This is a genomic window from Sphingobacterium sp. UME9 (genome assembly GCF_014170215.1).
In the GTDB taxonomy this organism is placed as follows: domain Bacteria; phylum Bacteroidota; class Bacteroidia; order Sphingobacteriales; family Sphingobacteriaceae; genus Sphingobacterium; species Sphingobacterium paramultivorum.
Window position 1 is genome coordinate 1487783 of the sequence record NZ_LZZP01000003.1, and the last position, 16852, is coordinate 1504634.

At 40.1% G+C, this 16852-nt stretch carries 14 protein-coding genes; 7 read left to right on the forward strand and 7 right to left on the reverse strand.

Annotated elements, in window-relative coordinates; translation table 11 throughout:
- Nucleotides 1-268 precede the first annotated feature (268 nt).
- Both A9970_RS07925 and A9970_RS07930 read left to right on the forward strand, forming a co-directional pair.
- Nucleotides 269-1240, forward strand: coding sequence for an aldo/keto reductase (locus A9970_RS07925; protein WP_182981896.1), 972 nt, complete (start codon nucleotides 269-271; stop codon nucleotides 1238-1240).
- Nucleotides 1241-2050 carry an AraC family transcriptional regulator gene (locus A9970_RS07930; RefSeq protein ID WP_153848078.1) on the forward strand — a complete coding sequence of 270 codons (810 nt, stop codon included), beginning with the start codon at nucleotides 1241-1243 and terminating at the stop codon, nucleotides 2048-2050.
- Nucleotides 2051-2184: 134 nt separating this feature from the next.
- On the opposite strand, the gene A9970_RS07935 is transcribed toward A9970_RS07930, so the two are convergent.
- Nucleotides 2185-3429: an alpha/beta hydrolase-fold protein gene (locus A9970_RS07935; protein ID WP_182981897.1), complete on the reverse strand. Its 1245-nt coding sequence runs from the start codon at nucleotides 3427-3429 to the stop codon at nucleotides 2185-2187.
- Between the two features lie 376 nt (nucleotides 3430-3805).
- On the opposite strand from A9970_RS07935, the gene A9970_RS07940 reads away from it, so the two are divergent.
- The 4 genes from A9970_RS07940 (at nucleotide 3806) to A9970_RS07955 (ending at nucleotide 8573) form a co-directional block, all read left to right on the forward strand.
- Complete coding sequence (locus A9970_RS07940) at nucleotides 3806-5692, forward strand: serine hydrolase (protein WP_182981898.1); 1887 nt, start codon at nucleotides 3806-3808, stop codon at nucleotides 5690-5692.
- Nucleotides 5680-6858 carry an AraC family transcriptional regulator gene (locus A9970_RS07945; RefSeq protein WP_182981899.1) on the forward strand — a complete coding sequence of 393 codons (1179 nt, stop codon included), beginning with the start codon at nucleotides 5680-5682 and terminating at the stop codon, nucleotides 6856-6858. Before A9970_RS07940 ends, A9970_RS07945 begins: the two co-directional genes overlap by 13 nt.
- A gap of 92 nt (nucleotides 6859-6950) precedes the next feature.
- Nucleotides 6951-7646 (forward strand): hypothetical protein, encoded by a 696-nt coding sequence (locus A9970_RS07950; RefSeq protein ID WP_182981900.1) that lies wholly within the window; start codon nucleotides 6951-6953, stop codon nucleotides 7644-7646.
- 18 nt (nucleotides 7647-7664) lie between these two features.
- Nucleotides 7665-8573: a hypothetical protein gene (locus A9970_RS07955; RefSeq protein ID WP_153848083.1), complete on the forward strand. Its 909-nt coding sequence runs from the start codon at nucleotides 7665-7667 to the stop codon at nucleotides 8571-8573.
- A gap of 193 nt (nucleotides 8574-8766) precedes the next feature.
- Here A9970_RS07955 and A9970_RS07960 read toward each other — a convergent pair whose 3' ends face one another.
- Nucleotides 8767-9762 carry a hypothetical protein gene (locus A9970_RS07960; protein ID WP_182981901.1) on the reverse strand — a complete coding sequence of 332 codons (996 nt, stop codon included), beginning with the start codon at nucleotides 9760-9762 and terminating at the stop codon, nucleotides 8767-8769.
- Nucleotides 9763-9852: 90 nt separating this feature from the next.
- The gene (locus tag A9970_RS07965) at nucleotides 9853-10206 is read right to left on the reverse strand and encodes a helix-turn-helix domain-containing protein (protein WP_153848085.1); all 354 of its coding nucleotides are present in this window, start codon (nucleotides 10204-10206) and stop codon (nucleotides 9853-9855) included.
- Nucleotides 10207-10373: 167 nt separating this feature from the next.
- On the opposite strand from A9970_RS07965, the gene A9970_RS07970 reads away from it, so the two are divergent.
- Complete coding sequence (locus tag A9970_RS07970; protein WP_153848086.1) at nucleotides 10374-11108, forward strand: SDR family NAD(P)-dependent oxidoreductase; 735 nt, start codon at nucleotides 10374-10376, stop codon at nucleotides 11106-11108.
- A gap of 213 nt (nucleotides 11109-11321) precedes the next feature.
- Here the strand turns inward: A9970_RS07970 and A9970_RS07975 are convergent, their stop codons facing one another.
- The 4 genes from A9970_RS07975 to A9970_RS07990 form a co-directional block, all read right to left on the reverse strand.
- Complete coding sequence (locus A9970_RS07975) at nucleotides 11322-12461, reverse strand: PepSY domain-containing protein (protein ID WP_153848087.1); 1140 nt, start codon at nucleotides 12459-12461, stop codon at nucleotides 11322-11324.
- A 4-nt stretch (nucleotides 12462-12465) separates the two neighbouring features.
- On the reverse strand, nucleotides 12466-13674 hold the full coding sequence (locus A9970_RS07980) for a DUF4374 domain-containing protein (RefSeq protein WP_182981902.1): 1209 nt from the start codon (nucleotides 13672-13674) through the stop codon (nucleotides 12466-12468).
- A gap of 34 nt (nucleotides 13675-13708) precedes the next feature.
- Nucleotides 13709-16066 (reverse strand): TonB-dependent receptor, encoded by a 2358-nt coding sequence (locus tag A9970_RS07985; protein ID WP_182981903.1) that lies wholly within the window; start codon nucleotides 16064-16066, stop codon nucleotides 13709-13711.
- Nucleotides 16067-16144: 78 nt separating this feature from the next.
- Entirely contained in the window at nucleotides 16145-16831 is a 687-nt protein-coding gene (locus tag A9970_RS07990; protein WP_182981904.1) for a hypothetical protein, read from the reverse strand.
- Nucleotides 16832-16852: the final 21 nt, after the last annotated feature.

Here is a 16852-nt window from a genome sequence, read left to right on the forward strand (position 1 = left end):
TTATATTATGGCGCCGAGCGCCGAAAACTTTGAAGGTGTTAATCAGAGATGGGAAAATATGCCAAAAAACGAAGAGTTTTAAATGGAATTTTGACACGATCAATTTGTGGACCAGTGATCTTGATTAACATGGGCCGTCCGGATTCGAAAACCAATGACCATTCAATTCAGGAACAGATGAACCATACAGACAAGTAAATTGAGCCGTAGAAGAAAGCAATATGGTTATTAAATCAAGACCTTTGGATAATAAAATTAAATCAATCAAATGTCAAAAATCACTAAAATTCAATTGGGTCAAAACGGCCCCACCGTTTCAAAGCTTGGTCTGGGATGTATGCGGATGTCATCAATATGGGGTGGCCCAACTCCCGATGAAACTGAAGGTATTGCAACCATCCATCAAGCTTTGGACAGCGGGATCAACTTCCTGAATACGGGAGATTTTTATGGTGCAGGCCACAACGAAATGCTTATTGGCAAAGCCATTAAGGGAAGACGGGATGATGCTTTCATCAGTGTCAAATTTGGTGCTATCTTCCACAGCGGCCAATGGATCGGTTTGGATCTCCGTCCTGTAGCGATCAAGAATTTTGTCAACTATTCATTGACCCGTCTGGGCATTGAAACTATCGACTTATATCAACCCTGTAGAATGGATGGCAGTGTGCCAATAGAAGACATCATCGGAACGATTGCCGACCTGATAGATCAAGGAAAAGTACGTCATATCGGCGTATCGGAAATAACCGCCGATCAGCTCCGTAAAGCCAACAGCATTTATCCCATCAGTGCACTGGAAATCGGTTATTCTTTGGCTGACCGTCAGATCGAAAATGAGCTGTTGCCTGCGGCTAAAGAATTAGGGATCGGTGTCGTGGCATTTGCCAATACGGCAGAAGGACTGTTAACCGGTAACCTACAAGCGCCAATTCCTGCGGATGACCATCGAAATCACTTTTCCCGTTTTCAGGGCAATAACCTGATCCATAATCTTGAGAAAGTGGAAGTATTAAAAGAAATTGCTCAACGTAAAAATGTCACCCCTACACAACTTGCGATTGCATGGGTAAAAGAACAGGGCGACAATATCATGCCATTGGTGAGTATGAGCCGCAGATCAAGACTACCCGAAAATATTGCTGCGATGGAAATTGTATTTACCCCAGAGGAGATGAATATTTTAAACACTACATTTGCAATAGGTACTATCAAAGGTGGCACTTATTTACAAAGATAAATGGAAAGTCCAGCAGAAATACTTCCCGGCGTGATATTCTATTCTTACCTTTCTTCTCTGAAGAAAGAGAAAGCATGCGTCTGGAACCACCATACCTTGGTATTACAGGTCTCGGGCCAGATGGTTCTGGAAACAGCTGAGCAGCATGTAAACATATCTGCCGGGGAAGTATTGCTCATTCACAAAAATCAGCTGGGAACCTTGACTAAAACCCCCGGGCCAAGTGGTCACTATGAAACTATCGTCATATCACTGCAAGAAGATCTGATGCGTCAGATAGCACTAGAGGAAAAAATGGAAGCTCAGGGTAAATACACTGGCCTTCCGAACATATGCCTCCCCAATAATGCGTTTATCAAAGGTTATTTCCAGTCGGTCATTCCCTATGCGCGAAGCGCTGGTCATGAAATGACTGACGAGATGGGACTTTTAAAGGTGAAAGAGGGAATCAAGTTGATACTGATAGCTGTTCCGGCACTGCGTAACTTTTTGTTTGATTTCGCAGCGCCTTATAAGATGGATCTAGAAAAATTTATGCTGAGCAATTTTCATTTCAATGTCCCTATTGAAAAGTTTGCACAACTCACCGGAAGAAGCCTTTCAGGATATAAAAGAGATTTTCAGAAAACCTTCGGGATGCCGCCACGTAAGTGGTTACAGGATAAAAGGCTGAATGAAGCACGGCATTTAATTGAAAGAAAAAACAAAAAACCATCAGCTATCTATCTCGATCTTGGTTTCGAGACCCTGTCCCATTTTTCTTCCGCCTTTAAGAAGAAATTTGGCAAAGCGCCGACTGTAGGTGGATAGTATTCCCAATCTTTTAATTGAATTATTAACTGCTACTTTTCAATCGGGAAATGTTAATACTTAAGCCCAATATACACTATATATTGCGGGCGAAGTGGTACAAAATGCTGGTTTCGCTTTCCGATGTCCAGCATTTAGTTTCTCTGTTTTATTTTGTTATTTAATTCTTCAAGTTTCGTTTTTGCGATATTATTAGTTGGAGAAAGTGTCAAGATTTTTTCATAACACTTTTTTGCTTTATCCATATATCCCCTGACTGTGTAGGCCTCGGCTAAGCTATCCCATACATTGATTGATTGCGGATAATTTTCCGTATTCAGCTCAAAAATAGAAATTGCTATATCAGGTAGTTGCCTATCATAAAGGGCAACATATCCAATTGTATTTACAAAACTTTGGTCCGGTTTAGTATCAAAGAAAAGTTCCTTTTTTATTTTTGCACTGTAATTTACCAATATATTGGGATCTTTTGTTACTTCATTTATATCAATAGTATATGGTTCGAAGAGATATCGAAGGCCATAATATGTGGCAGGAATTGTTACTGTTAAATGCTTTTCGTCTTCAAAATATCGAAAGTCTACCTTCAGATCTGGAGATTTATTCTCCTTCAGTAACTTGTAAAATTGATTGCCCCACTGATAATGCCTCTTATCCTCCTGCATATTATTGGCTAATGCAATGTATATTCTAGCTTTTAGGTCGACTCGATTCTCCAATACTTCTTTACTTCTTTTCCCAATATAATTATGATCCCAAAACCATGAGGGGTCGATAAGTAAGTAATAACTAAACAGCTGCGGATTTTCTAACAGGCAATGTAACGCAAATAGTCCACCCAATGAATGTCCGATAATCATACTCTGTGGAACGGTTCTGAAAGAATTATTGATTTCCACCATTAATTCATCCTCCATAAAATGCATGAAATCATCCGCTTTTCCGCTACTTTTAAATGCAGAAATATCTTCTTTATCCAAATAATTCAATGAATTTGTAGGAGTAAAATTCTTTGTTCTATCGGTGTTTTCTATTGAAACAATAATGAGTTCAGGGATTTGCAACTTAAGATTTGCATCTGAATGCATTGATTGTGCAATCCCAGACACTTCCAAAAACTTACTCCTATCTCCATCTAAAACGTAGGCAACGATGTATTTTTTGTCGACATTGTTTTTATAGGAAGCCGGTAAATAAACAGAATAATTTCTGCTTTCATTAAGTATTTTAGAGTTTATCGTATAGCGCTGTCCAACCACTAAAAAATTGTCATGTGATTGCGCAAAAGAATTGCTAAGGCTAAAAATAAAAAAACAGATTATTGTGGTTATAGTTCGGCTCGTCAGTATATTACTGGAAGTCATCCGTATTGTTGCCATTAAAAAGGATTAAATCGATCTTATAAATACAAGTAAGCTTTAAATTTATGTAAAAATTTTAGATTTATGAATATGTTTCAGCACACCGAAAATTTAACTACAAAAAATGAAGGAGAATTTATATTGTGTCTTATTTCAAAAATTCACAAAAGTATCATTGCAAAATAAAATTTAATCAGCCAGATAATATAGGGCTTAGATGTTTCACTTCTGTACAAATTTAAGTCAACATCATTAAAAACTGCCAAATTATAGCCTCCGACTTTCATTGCGCTTCGATATTGTACCGCATGTAACCCTAACAGATTTATCCGTTTGGATGGACACGGACAAGACCAATACAGATCATTGCTAATTTGCAAAAAAAGAAAAGCTTATGATCAACTTGAAAACTTTCTATCTCGCAATGTTCATTGTGGCAATTTATTTTACTGCATCAGCACAGGTAAACACAGCTACAAAATCTGACAGCAATATTAGCCAATTGTATAGACGTTTAGATACTGTGATTCAGAATGAACATATACCCGGTCTACTGGTTGCGATTGTAAAAAAAGACAGTATACTGTACTCGGGTGGACTGGGCTATGCTGATCTTAAACAACGTCTTCCAGTAGAACATCAAACGCAATTTCACTTCGCCTCTGTCACCAAATTTTTCGTGGCAATGGGTATACAACAATTAGTGGCTAAAGGTAAGCTAAAACTCAATGACCGTATTCGTGATATCGCGCCCGAAATACCATTTGACAATCATTGGGAAGCTACAGATCCGGTACGGGTAGTTCACCTACTCGAACATACCGCCGGTTTTGAAGATGTTCAACTCAACAGCATGGTAGATTTAAGCAAAAAAAAGCCAATTATTGGTATCGAGGCCATAAAAGCTGTTAGCAATTCGCTTACGGTACGCTGGAGACCGGGAACGATGATGTCCTATTCCAACCCTGGTTATAATGTACTCGGCTATATTATTGAAAAAGTTTCGGACATGCCTTGGGATAAGTATTTAAAAGAACAGATTTTTTCACCATTAAACATGCACAATAGCTTATTTGATATTGATGGTGCTCATAGACCCAGCTGTGCCACAGGCTATGACTTTCAAAATGGGAAATACAGACCAATGCCATTCTATAGTCCTATCGGAAATGGGGCCGGAAGCGCTTTGGTATCCACTGCTGAGGACATGGCAAAATTTATGCTTTATCTGCTCAATGGTAATGCCGACAGCAGGTTACTGGACAATGCCGGCCTGAAGGAAATGGAGACTATTCACAGTACATTGGCCAGCCACGCTGGATTACAGACGGGATATGCCCTCGGTAATGATTTATTCCCGAATAATAAAAAGGTAAGCTTACGGGGCCACAACGGTAAAGGCGAAGGCTTTGTATCCTGGTTGTTCTTTAACCGTAAAACCGGTATCGCCTACGCAATAGCAGCCAATAGTATCGTCAATATGTGGCCAATCTCACAGGCTATTGAAGAATTTTTGACAAGGGACATTTCTCCTCCGAAACCAATCAGTCTACCGATAGATGACAAAAAAATTAAACCGCTACTCGGATACTATCAATTTATGAATCCCAAAAACGAACGCTGGGAATTTTACAGACGTATCTTTGGCGGCATTGAATTAACGACGACCAGTAAGGATAGACTCGTTGTAAAAAAAGAAAACGGACAGCTCGATTCTCTTGTCCATGTTGGCAATGGCATCTTCCGACTAAAAGATGATATTCTTCCCGCCTTTGTATTAGCCAGAGATCCCGATGGGCAGCCTTTTTTTCAAGGTTATGGCAATAGTTTCTATCGCAAAGTACCTCGAGTTTCAGTTTTAATCCAACAGATACCTATCTATCTTGGACTTACAGCCATTTTGATTTATCTCATCTATAGCCTTATAGGCATATTTCTTACACTCTTTCGAAAAGTGAAACTGATAGACCTAGGCATTCCTTTATTGCCAATAATAGGAACATGCTGTTTTCTCGCTGCCTATCGTCTCATGGGACAAACGGATGCTAGCCATAAAGAGTTATTTACCTCTTTTAATGGAACAAGTTTTTTCATTTTTCTAGGCATGCTTCTATTTGCTATTTTGGTTGCCGTCAGCAGCTTGCTGCTTTATTACCGTTGGTCTAGACTGAGCCCATTATGGCTTCGTCTGTTTTTGGCCTTCAATAATTTCTTTTTTTGCTATCTCGTCGCCCTTCTATCCGTAAATGGTTGGATCGGGGTACCCATATGGATGATGTAGCACCATTTGATCAATTATGTTTAAATTCACGTTACAATGATAACTTACGACTGTCCATGATCAATATACTCTATACCTTTCATGCTTTTTCAGCTGGTGCATTTCTGTTGCTCGGCACCTTAATCTTTATGGGTGTCAACCACAGTTTTTCCCACACAGACCGGTGGCTTGGAACATGGTATTATTTGATGGCATGCTTATTTACCCAGCTTTTTCTTGAAGGTTTTCATATCGAGAGCAATGGATTGATCCATACGCTGGAACTGCCACGATGGGCTACACTCCCCTGCTTCTACCTGGCCGTTCACTACATGGTCAAACCAACAGCAAAAAATCGATATTGGGGACTACATTTTGTTCCATTCCTCGCTTTCGTTTTCTTCTCCATCATCTATTTAATACCCGGCCTTTCTAATAGACACATCCATCTGCCTCAATTACCGCAATGGATCATCTTTGCTATCAAATATTTCTTTTTTGCACAATGCATCTTTTATTGGATTGCCTGTTATAACCTCTTTAAAATACACCAGAAAAACATTCGCCAGCTATCTTCCTATACGGAAAAGATAAACATGGCTTGGTTAAAGTATCTATTGATTGCGCTATTATTGATGATTGTTGCCCGTCTGCTGGCTATGGTTCATTTAGTTTTTAGTGCTGTCGCCCCAATTTTATATTTTATGGGCACAATGGCACTTGGGTACGCAACGCTAACACAACGGTCAATTTACACAATTGAGTCTACAGAAAACCTCATCAACGAAGCGCAGCATAAAAAGGTTAAAGCCGAAGAACGGCTGACAGCACAACAGGTAGACGCATTAAAAGAAAAACTAGTACAGAAAACAACAGCTGAAAAGCTATATCTCGACCCGGCTTTAACACTATCATCCCTCGCGGAACATATCGGAATCAATCCGCATGATCTGTCCTACATCATAAACAATGGACTGGAGAAAAATTTTTACCAGTTTATCAACGAGCTTCGCACGGAGGAAGCGAAAAAACTTTTATTATCCAAAGAGGCCAAGCAACTTGATATGTTTGGAATCGCAATAAGGGCAGGCTTCAATTCAAGAACAACCTTTTATGCCAGCTTCAAAAAAGCAACAGGCATTACGCCGACAGAATATATGAAAGTCCATAGTAAACAATCAAACTAACCCGACACAATGAAGTTTGTTCGATTGCATCCATTCGGACGGTTAGCCTATCAAAAAGACCTACTCTTGTATCATATCAAAAAAAAATAATTATGATACAATACATCAAACCAAGCGGGTACTCGAGAGCGATCCGCCAATTTTCCAAAGCAACATATGGTCTTCTGGTGGGAGCATATTGTCTTTTTGCTTCGATTGATACATTTGCACAGCCCAGCCCTAAAGATAGCCCCCAGCAACAACAGTTGGTTCCGCTAAAATCATTTCAAGGCTACTACCAGCTACCCAATAAAGTAGCTTTCATTGCTTTCGAGGAGCAAGACAACAACCTGTATGCGACACAGCTGTGGGATCAGAAAAAAAGATATCAGCTGGTCCGTAAAGATGATACGCATTTTGAATCCAAAAACGAAGGATATGCCATAGAATTTTTAAAGGATGATTCCGGCGATTTTAGCCAAACCAAGATCCTGGGTAGAATTGTATGTGAGCGCGTCTCATTTGACCCCAATAAAATTGCGACTCTAACCGCATCCCAACTGAAACAGCTTGCCGGAACTTATCTAAAGGTAAATGACAACAACTTTAAGATTCAAATAGAACCCTCCCCAACAGGCTTAATGCTTACGCAATTGTGGGATAACAAAACAATTTCATTTACTCCTCGTTCTGAATTTTTCTTCCTCAATGATGATGGTACCTTCCCATTGACATTTTCTGTTGCCAATGGAAAGGTGCAGCAAATGCAGTGTTTCGAAAATGATCTTTGGCTAAAAACTGATCAATAATCCTAATAAAAAAATATTATGAACAGATTTATTGCCTGCTTATTCCTGCTGCTTCTGCTGGGTACAGCTCAGCTTAGCGCCCAACAGGTAGCAGATGAACAGTTTCATTATCCCATTACCGATCCGCACCACCGGATCGGTGATGGACCTCTACTCCTATTTGACGAGGCACACAACAATCCGGTTACTTTGAGAGGAGCCTACGCTCCTTTTTCAGATCTCCTTCTAACTGATGGATATCGCCTCCGAAGTGTTAAAGAAAAGATCTCTTACGATCAATTAAAAGAAGTAAAAATCTATATCAGCATAAATGCCTTATATAATCCGGAAAACTGGAAATTACCCACCTATTCAGCCTTTACCGATCAGGAGATAGAAACTCTCCGTCAATGGGTATTTGATGGTGGAAGCCTATTTCTAGTCACCGACCACATGCCCTGTGGCGGGTCTGTACAAAAGCTTGGTGCGGCATTTGGAATTCATATCGTGAACGGTTTTGCCTTACCTAAGAATGGACGTCCCGAGATCTTCTCAAAGGATAGAGAAACACTATTATACAATGAAATAACCACTGGATCAGGTAAGGAAATAGACAGTATCATGTGCTGGGGTGGAACTGGGTTTATCGTACCAACGAAGGCACATATTATTTCTTTATTAAATGAAGAATATGATATCTACCTACCCAATGATGCTAATCAGATAAAAAGACCTATTCCAGAGGATATTCCCCGATTGTCGGGCAAAGGGTTTGCAAACGGCGCTTACCTGCAATTTGGGAAAGGCAGGATTGTGGTATTCGGTGATGGTGCTCCTTTTTCGGCACAACTCCATGGCATCAAAAGTGAAAAAAGAGGAATGAACCATCCGGCCGCAACACAACATGCGCAATTTTTGCTCAATATAGTTCATTGGCTTGACCAATGAACTTATTTGACTAGACATACAGTATATTGTACGGTCATATACCATTTTCGAGAATTAACAGCTAACGCAGTTCTGTACGTCGGTGGTTTAATAAATACCTGTCGACTCTCCATATTTCTCTGTACAAACTTCATCGGCTATACCATGCAGAATTTGATGTGTAAATTCGTTAACACTATAGGGTATGCCATTCTTAATATACGTGAAGCTCCTTGCTATCTTTTTGGCGATACAGATATAGCTGAATGTAAGTTGTAGTACCAACTCCTTTATCTTTTCGCTTAAAGCCTCCCCACAATGCTGATTTTTCATTGTTAATTTTCTCTAAACACACTAGTTTTCCGTTAGCATAGAAAGTCATTTTGTATTTTTCAATGGGTTTCAGATCAAAAAACTCTAAATCCTCATCTGTTCGGAATTGATATTCTTTGTCCCAATTGTTTTTTATTTTTTCGGAAGAAAGATACATTTGCTGTGCAAGTCTTTTTTCTTTTTCATAAACAGCATTCGCCAAATCGTCTTTCGTGCCTTTTAGATATATACCTCTTATCTCATTATATTTTGCAACAACTTCCTTTTCTAATGCTTGTAACTGGTCTTTATTCTTCGTAAAAAGAACTTCGGCATTATCTAAAATGTTTATTTTGTAGGGAACTTCGGCGTCAAAAGTAAAACTGTCCTCAAAAAAATTCTTTCCGTCAAATGTTGAAACTTCTTTACCTTCCACTATTTTTTGTGGAGTGGTGTAAGTAGTCACTTCTTCCTCATCACCCCAACTGCCATCTGTACCAATGAAGGATTTTTCGATTTTGATCTGAACTCCAGAGTTTCTCATCAATGATGAATGCATTGACTTTGCATTTTGATTAAATCCTGGAAAGAGACGAAGGGTGATTTTTTGCGGGCCTTTTTGTGTAATGTCCCAATTCAAAGGGAAGTACGAACCCGATAAACTTCCGCCTGAATTATCTTTGTATTTAATAACGGGAACATCGTTGATAAGAATTTCGAACGAGCAATTACTCGTTGATATACTTGCGCCATAATGCGGTTCTTTATCGAAGTGCTTTATTTCGGTTCCGATAGCATAGATATCTTTTTCAGATTTTGTGATTTTATTCTGTCCCTTACAGCTAATAGATAGAAGTATAAGATTTATATATAAAAATACGCTCTTAAATTTCATCATACTTGATTATTTATTTTATTTGGTCGCGAAAATCAGTAGGCCAATTATCGTAATATAATGGACGAGGTTTCGGCCAATGAAGATTTTGAATTACTTCCCGACAATCACTTTTCGATGTTCAGTTCCCCATTCGGCGAGGGTATTGATGATTTTTTTTAGCGTCAAGCCGTACTCTGTTAGCTGATATTGAACCGTTACGGGTTGCGTGTCGAGAACTATCCGTTTAATGAGCTGGTTCATTTCCAATTCCTTTAACTCTTTACTGAGCATTTTATTGGAGATTCCTTTCACATCGTTTAAAATATCAGAAAAACGCCGTTTGTTGTAATAGCAAACTGACGATATTATTGAGATTTTCCATTTGCCATTCAACACATCCATGGCATCGTGAACAGCCATAATCTGTTTTCTGTTTGTGTCGTTATTCGAGCATTCTATTTCCATAATAAGTTACCTTGTTACCCAAAAGTTACTGTTACTTTTGGTTACAAAGTTACCAAAATAAATTTAATCAATTTAGATTTGCATAGTTAAAGAAATCGATTTCAAAAACAAACAGTTTAAAAAGTCTTGACTAGAATAGAATTTTCGATCATTAAAAATTTAAAAAGATGAATTTCTCAGATAAAAATGTAGTAATTACCGGCGGAAGTGCAGGAATTGGATTAGCTACCGCTAAAACATTTATTGAAAAAGGAGCAAATGTATTGATAACAGGCCGAAATACCGATACCCTGCAAGCAGCATCAGGAAGTATTAATAGCCCAAAACTGAAGACCTTATCTTCAGATACGTCCAAACTGGCAGATATTGCGCTATTGGCAGAAACAGTTGCAGCTAGCGGAAACAAAGTGGATGTGCTTGTACTGAATGCGGGAATAGCAAAGCAATATTCAATTGAAGATACAACTGAAGAGGTTTTTGACGACCTTTATAACATCAATGTCAAAGGACTATTCTTTACTTTGCAAAAACTAATCCCTCATTTATCAGAAGGAGCTTCCATTGTTCTTATCTCATCTGGAGTCTCTGTGAGCGGGTATGCACAAATGGGTGCTTATGCAGCTACAAAAAGTGCAGTCGATGCAATTGCACGTACCGCAGCTACTGAACTGGCAGACAGAAAAATCAGAGTAAATGTGGTTGCTCCCGGATTGACCGATACACCTATGAATCAGCAAACACCTGCAGATATAAAAAATGCTATAGCAGCAGCAGTTCCATTGAAACGAATCGGACAAGCCGAAGAAATTGCTAACGCAATTGTTTTCTTGTCTTCAAACGAAGCCTCTTATATTTCAGGTTCATACCTGGCGGTAGACGGCGGTGTTACCATTCGCAGATAAATAAGCGCGGTTTATGATATACTTAGTGTTATACACTAGGTATATCATATCTAATCTTGGAATTAGAATTTACAACGCCATCCGCTGGAGCTATGGTTTAGTCTTTTTTTCGCTTAACATTTTTATCTTTCTTTGATACAAACGAAAGCAACTTATCTTTTTGTAAAAGGTCCTAAAAAAGATAAGTTTGTCGCTGTTGGTTACGAATAAATCCTAACGTTTTTTTGATTTCTTGCCGAACTTTCGGTTATACCAAATAATAAAACCTGTCACAGGCAACGAAGCTCCAATAAGACTGGCAAAAAAAGCGATAATCTTCCCAGGAAAGCCCAAGATCCGCCCTACGTGGATGTCATAGTTCATCCTCCTGATTTTAAGCCCTGTACTGGCTTCTTCAAAGCTTGCGGAATAATAATCCGGACGGACAATTTCCTTAACCGTGTAGCGATCAAAACAGATGTTCTGATTTGCGTAATAACTGTTCAGCTTCGGATAAACATCAATCTCAATTGCGGCCTTCACATCAAGACTGTCCGGCATCCTAAAAAAATATCCTGCACTCGAAGGAAAGCGACTCCTAACTTTCTGCATCGCCTCGTCAAGGGCCTGATCCAGCTTAAGTGGCCTTACTTGTGTACTATCAGATATTGGCGCCGACCATTCAGGCATTTTGTCCCCTGTAGTCGCCAGGTAAAGACCATTGCTATACCACTTAATTCCATAGATCATTCCAGTGAGAGATAAGAGCAATAAAATAAGTAGCGCGTAAAAACCAAGGACATTATGCAGATCGATATTGATCCGTTTCCATTTTGCATCCCATTTTATCTTAAAGCTCTTGTTGCGGGTAGAGCGGTTCCATTTCTTAGGATACCACCATATTAGTCCTGTAACGAGTAACACAACAAATATTAGTGTCCCATAATTTACAACGGCCCTGCCCAACTTAAACGGTAACCATAAGTTTCTGTGTCCGGCTTCTATCCAGTAGAAAAAAAGTGTCAGACGGTCTTCCAGAATCCGTTTATAGAGCACTTTACCCGTGTAGGGATCTAAAAAAATAAGAAGTGGGTCATTTCCCCACTTCTTGATCAATACCTCAACTGCTGAACCGTCCTTATAAAAAACGGTATTAATAGGCTCCCCTGGATAAAGTCTGTGCACGATACCACTGATATCAGATGGACCGATGATCGCTTTATGCTGCTTTTCCACAACAATTGGCGGTTCGATGAGGTCCCTGATATCATCTGCAAACACCCATACAGCTCCGGTCAGGCATACCACCAGCATTATGATTCCTGAAATAAGCCCTAGCCATAAATGCAACCAGTTATTGATTTTCCTGAACATGCTGTTAATTAAATCTTGAAATCCAGTTTACATTGTCTACTCCTTTAATCTCTAGCCCTTTGGTTAAGCTACCGCTTGCGATATCATAGGTGTAAACAAAGTTTCCACTGGTAGAAGAAGCTACAGCAATATAGGCCTTTCCATTCTCAACCAGTACAGGAGAGGCATGTACAACCTTGCTTAAAGGCAGGTTTAACTTAGTTTTTGTTTTAGCTACGACGTCTACCAGATAATATTCGAAGACATCAGTTGAAAAATAGTCCTGAAAAGTTTTTAAAAGATCCGTTCTTCCTAATCTGGTAATAGCTTTTCCATTACCCAAATCCCAAAAACCATAAAACTCCCGGTTGCCGGAACTGATTGCCGAAAGATCAAAAAAGTAGGAAGTATCGAATTTATTTTCTCCAGCTTTGATTCTGTATACCGCGCTCGGTTTATTCGGCGTCACAGCCCATCTGTCTCCGGTGTTGGTCAACATGTAAATATCCCCGTTAAGCAATGCCGTTGAAGGGATGACAGCTGAAAAAGAGCCCGCATAAGCTGAACGTGTATCAGTTGAGATGCTCAGGTTGGTCATTGCCGGATAATCTACAGAGGCCAGATAGGATACTTCTGTTGAGGTCCAATCTGAATTGTAAACTGCATAAGGCAGATATAAACGGCCATTCCGGAGTATACAACCGTTCAAATAAATCGCCTTATCTCCTGTCGCTAAACCGCTAAGGGAAATATTACCCGTTTTAGTCACGGTCATAGTAGACACATTAACTATGCTATAGGTCATTACATTATTGGGCGCTGAAGCAATACCATTCCAAACGATAAGCGTTTCATCGTTGATCCAATAAGAATACAAGGCTGCGCCTGTTACTGCAACTTGTCCGGATGCGGTTAGCAGATTATTTTCATACTTGTATTTGGTTAGGGTTCCGTTGGCAATATTATAATAATTACCTTTTTTGAACAGTCTGGCAGTTCCCGTTACTTCTGCACCTTTTCCTACTGCGGTAACCGATCCACTTGCCAGCGTCCCTGAACTTAGAAAATAAAGTGCTGAAGGATTGGTCACTTCTCCGACAATGGCATAGGCATTACCGTCCTGACTCTCGCCACCTTCCTGGCTCCCCTCGGAACTTTTTTTACATGAGGATACCGAAACGGCGAGACCTAGTACGACAAGGAACAGTTTGCTCAAGGTAGTTTTTGTTTTCATTTTAAGATGGTTTTTATGATAAAGAATGATTGAATTATTTGATAAAATAGCGGAGTTTGACCAAAAATGACCGTCCAGGTTTTTGCAGCCTAAAACTGTCATAAGCGGTTTCATTAAAGATATTTCTCGACTCTAGTGATAGATTGTATCGGCCTTGCTGAAAGGAATAGGTAAGTGTTGCGTTATGAATGGTCTGCGTAGGGATTCTACTTTTGCCCTCCGTAAATCCACGGCTCGGCCAGTTGAGATAAAACCAGTGGGTATATTGGGTAAACCAGTTGAACTGAAGCCGGGTGTCTTTACCAAAGAGGTCATTCTTCCCTAAGCCTAAATCCGCATTTCCAAAAAGCCAGGGCTGGTTGGGAATCCTGTCTTCAAAAACAGTTGAGCTTTTATCTGCATTGAGGGCATTCATATAACTACCGTTCACCGTAAAGTTCAGCCAATCCTGATAGCTATATTTCAGTTCTCCATCAAAACCGGTGATATTGACCTTGCCGATATTTATAAAGGATGAATATATACCGCCCGGAACTGCGTTGATAAAATCTTTTGCACCACGATAGAAACCGGAAGCTTCAGCCGATAAATGATGCTCACCGATCTTTATGCCATAATAAATGCCAAGGTTGTAATTACCGCTTTCTTCGGGCTTCAGCTGGGGATTGGCCAGTACTGTTACCCCATCACCAAAAAGTTCTTCCACATCTGGTAACCGGTAAGCATGCTCGAAGGATGCCTTAATACCTGCTCCATCCGTTAGCTTAAACCGTGTAGCGATTCCATAACCATAATAATCCTTGCTTTGATCGGCCTCCTCTTTTACGTATCCGCTACCGTTATAATAAACAGCCGATCGGATATAGGAATGAATATGGTATTGCTTGGCAAAGACTGATGTTGTTAACCGTTCGCCAAATAACCGGTTTTGCCAGGAGAGCCCAAGAACACCCTTATCAAGCTTATTGGGTATATCCAATGGGTTATTTTCCTGCCCCGCTCCTTGATAGGTGTTGATTCCTGTTCTCCGGCCAGCAGTAAGTGAGTAGTTTAGGTCAATGGAATTGCCGGTATTAAGCGCATAAGCTACATTCGTCCGGATCACAAAAAATTTATTGGTATATTTAAAAAGGGAGAAAGCGCCCTGTTCGGCAAAGTTTTTATCCGTGGAGATGATATCGCCATCCCAGTTATATTTTGCCGCCGAGGTATCAACGCTTGTGGTCCTGTCTTTAGCATAGGATGCAAAAACACTCACATCTAGTCCATTTAAGAACAGATCTTTTTTCTTATACTTTAAGCTGGGCATAAAAAAGTTGCCGCGGGAATGTACCTGTCCGAACACGATATCTTGTTGTGCACCCGTCTGCCTTTCCTTGTAGCCGGAAGAGTAAAGCGCTCCCACAAGTAAAATATCAGCCCACGCTTTATTCCTGAAACCCATTTCTACCTGCCCCATTGTTGACCGAAAGGCATCATGGAAACGTTTAGCATCCTTGACCTCATTTCCGCCTGAAGCCAGTCTCACCGTCACATCCCGCATCAGGTAATTGTTGTCTGAATAATTATAAAAACCTCCAGCATTAATTGTAAAACCGGTTTTAACATCGGTGTAGCGTCCGCTTAAAGCCGCACGGTGGGTATTAAAGGAACCATAACTATAACTGGCATCGAGGTATTTTTCAACAGTCTGATTGGTGACAATATTAACCGCTCCACCCAGCGCATCTGCACCCAACTCTACCGGAACTACCCCTTTATACACTTCTATGCGCTCGGCAAGATTGACAGGAATATTATTGAGTGACATTGAATTGCCGAAATTCTCCATTGGGATACCATCAATAAAAAATTTCACCTGTTTTCCGGAGAGGCCATTGATCGAAAAATTGAAATCGGACCCCAGACCTCCACTTTCCCTCACCCTGACGCCGGTACTACGGCTCAAGATCTGGTTCAAATCGGAAGTAGTATTGGCCAATGATTTGGTCTCGATTGCATTTACATTAAAGCCGCCCTGGACAAGCTTTGTTTTTTCGGTCATACCAGTAACGTCAACCACTTTCAAAGCCCGGGCGTCCCTTTCTAGCATAATGTCGACCTTCGAAGTATCCGACGGCTTCAGTACGATCTCCTTCTCCTGACTTAGGTAACCTATGGCACTCACCTGTATCACATACTGCTTAAAAGAAGGTAACTTTAACTGAAAACTACCATCAGTAGCACTTACAGTTCCGATTTGAGTTGACTTGACCAATAAAGATGCCCCTTCAACGGCTTGGCCGTTCCTATTTGAAACTTTTCCGCTGATCAGCGGCTGGGAAATTTGGGCGATAGATAGAAAATTTACGGAAAATAGAAGCCCCGTCAATAGAAATTTATTAATTTGCATTGATTTTAATTGTCATACGTTAAAATTAACCCGGTTTACGGGACTGGCCGTACTGTTACCAGCAGTGCGGCTTTTTTTTTATATCTGTCTTAACTCATTGTTTATTTTTATTGCTAGATTTAGGGGTAAATAATCTTCCATATAGCGCTGATCGACCACGATTATATCGGGCGATAAACTACTCATTTTAAGGGCAACATAGCTTATCCCCTTTTTACAGATAAAATTCTTTTTGGAATTGCCAGAATCTGAACATGCGGAGGCAAAGTCCAGAACGACATCCTCAACTGAATGGTTTTCGATAAGCATCACCTCACAAAAGGAAACATTGCCTGACGAGCTGTTGATCCTTGCCTTGATATCGCCTTTGGGCAACGCGGTCAGAATAAGTCCATTTATATTATGTGCCTTGGCAAACTGCCCATTGAGATTATCAATACGCACCAATTGCGGTGTAGCCTTAAAAAAACCGATACGGTTGATCACAATAGTACTAGTAGCTATTAGCAAGAGGCTTGCTGCGACACTCAACCACAAGGACTTCTTCCTAAATCTCTTTATAGGAACTTCTTTTAAAACGGTGTTTTTCTGAAGCCTATCCCAAAGCAGTCTTTCAATCTCATCTTCCTTTTCGGAACTGTGCTGGAATAAGATATCTTCATCTGAATCTTCCAACCATGCCTCAACGGCAGCCTGTTCCTCAAGAGAACACTTGCTCGAATGGTAGCGCTTGAAAAGTTCTTCTGTAATCTGAATATACTGCATCTTATAATAACAGTCGATCTT

Bases quoted from the DNA above. Each gene is read 5' to 3' on its own strand.
- A9970_RS07990 (WP_182981904.1), bottom strand. From the start codon at position 16,831: ATGCAGTATATTCAGATTACAGAAGAACTTTTCAAGCGCTACCATTCG.
- A9970_RS07965 (WP_153848085.1), bottom strand. From the start codon at position 10,206: ATGGAAATAGAATGCTCGAATAACGACACAAACAGAAAACAGATTATG.
- A9970_RS07975 (WP_153848087.1), bottom strand. From the start codon at position 12,461: ATGTTCAGGAAAATCAATAACTGGTTGCATTTATGGCTAGGGCTTATT.
- A9970_RS07925 (WP_182981896.1), top strand. From the start codon at position 269: ATGTCAAAAATCACTAAAATTCAATTGGGTCAAAACGGCCCCACCGTT.
- A9970_RS07980 (WP_182981902.1), bottom strand. From the start codon at position 13,674: ATGAAAACAAAAACTACCTTGAGCAAACTGTTCCTTGTCGTACTAGGT.
- A9970_RS07950 (WP_182981900.1), top strand. From the start codon at position 6,951: ATGATACAATACATCAAACCAAGCGGGTACTCGAGAGCGATCCGCCAA.
- A9970_RS07940 (WP_182981898.1), top strand. From the start codon at position 3,806: ATGATCAACTTGAAAACTTTCTATCTCGCAATGTTCATTGTGGCAATT.
- A9970_RS07930 (WP_153848078.1), top strand. From the start codon at position 1,241: ATGGAAAGTCCAGCAGAAATACTTCCCGGCGTGATATTCTATTCTTAC.
- A9970_RS07985 (WP_182981903.1), bottom strand. From the start codon at position 16,066: ATGCAAATTAATAAATTTCTATTGACGGGGCTTCTATTTTCCGTAAAT.
- A9970_RS07955 (WP_153848083.1), top strand. From the start codon at position 7,665: ATGAACAGATTTATTGCCTGCTTATTCCTGCTGCTTCTGCTGGGTACA.
- A9970_RS07935 (WP_182981897.1), bottom strand. From the start codon at position 3,429: ATGGCAACAATACGGATGACTTCCAGTAATATACTGACGAGCCGAACT.
- A9970_RS07945 (WP_182981899.1), top strand. From the start codon at position 5,680: ATGGATGATGTAGCACCATTTGATCAATTATGTTTAAATTCACGTTAC.
- A9970_RS07970 (WP_153848086.1), top strand. From the start codon at position 10,374: ATGAATTTCTCAGATAAAAATGTAGTAATTACCGGCGGAAGTGCAGGA.
- A9970_RS07960 (WP_182981901.1), bottom strand. From the start codon at position 9,762: ATGATGAAATTTAAGAGCGTATTTTTATATATAAATCTTATACTTCTA.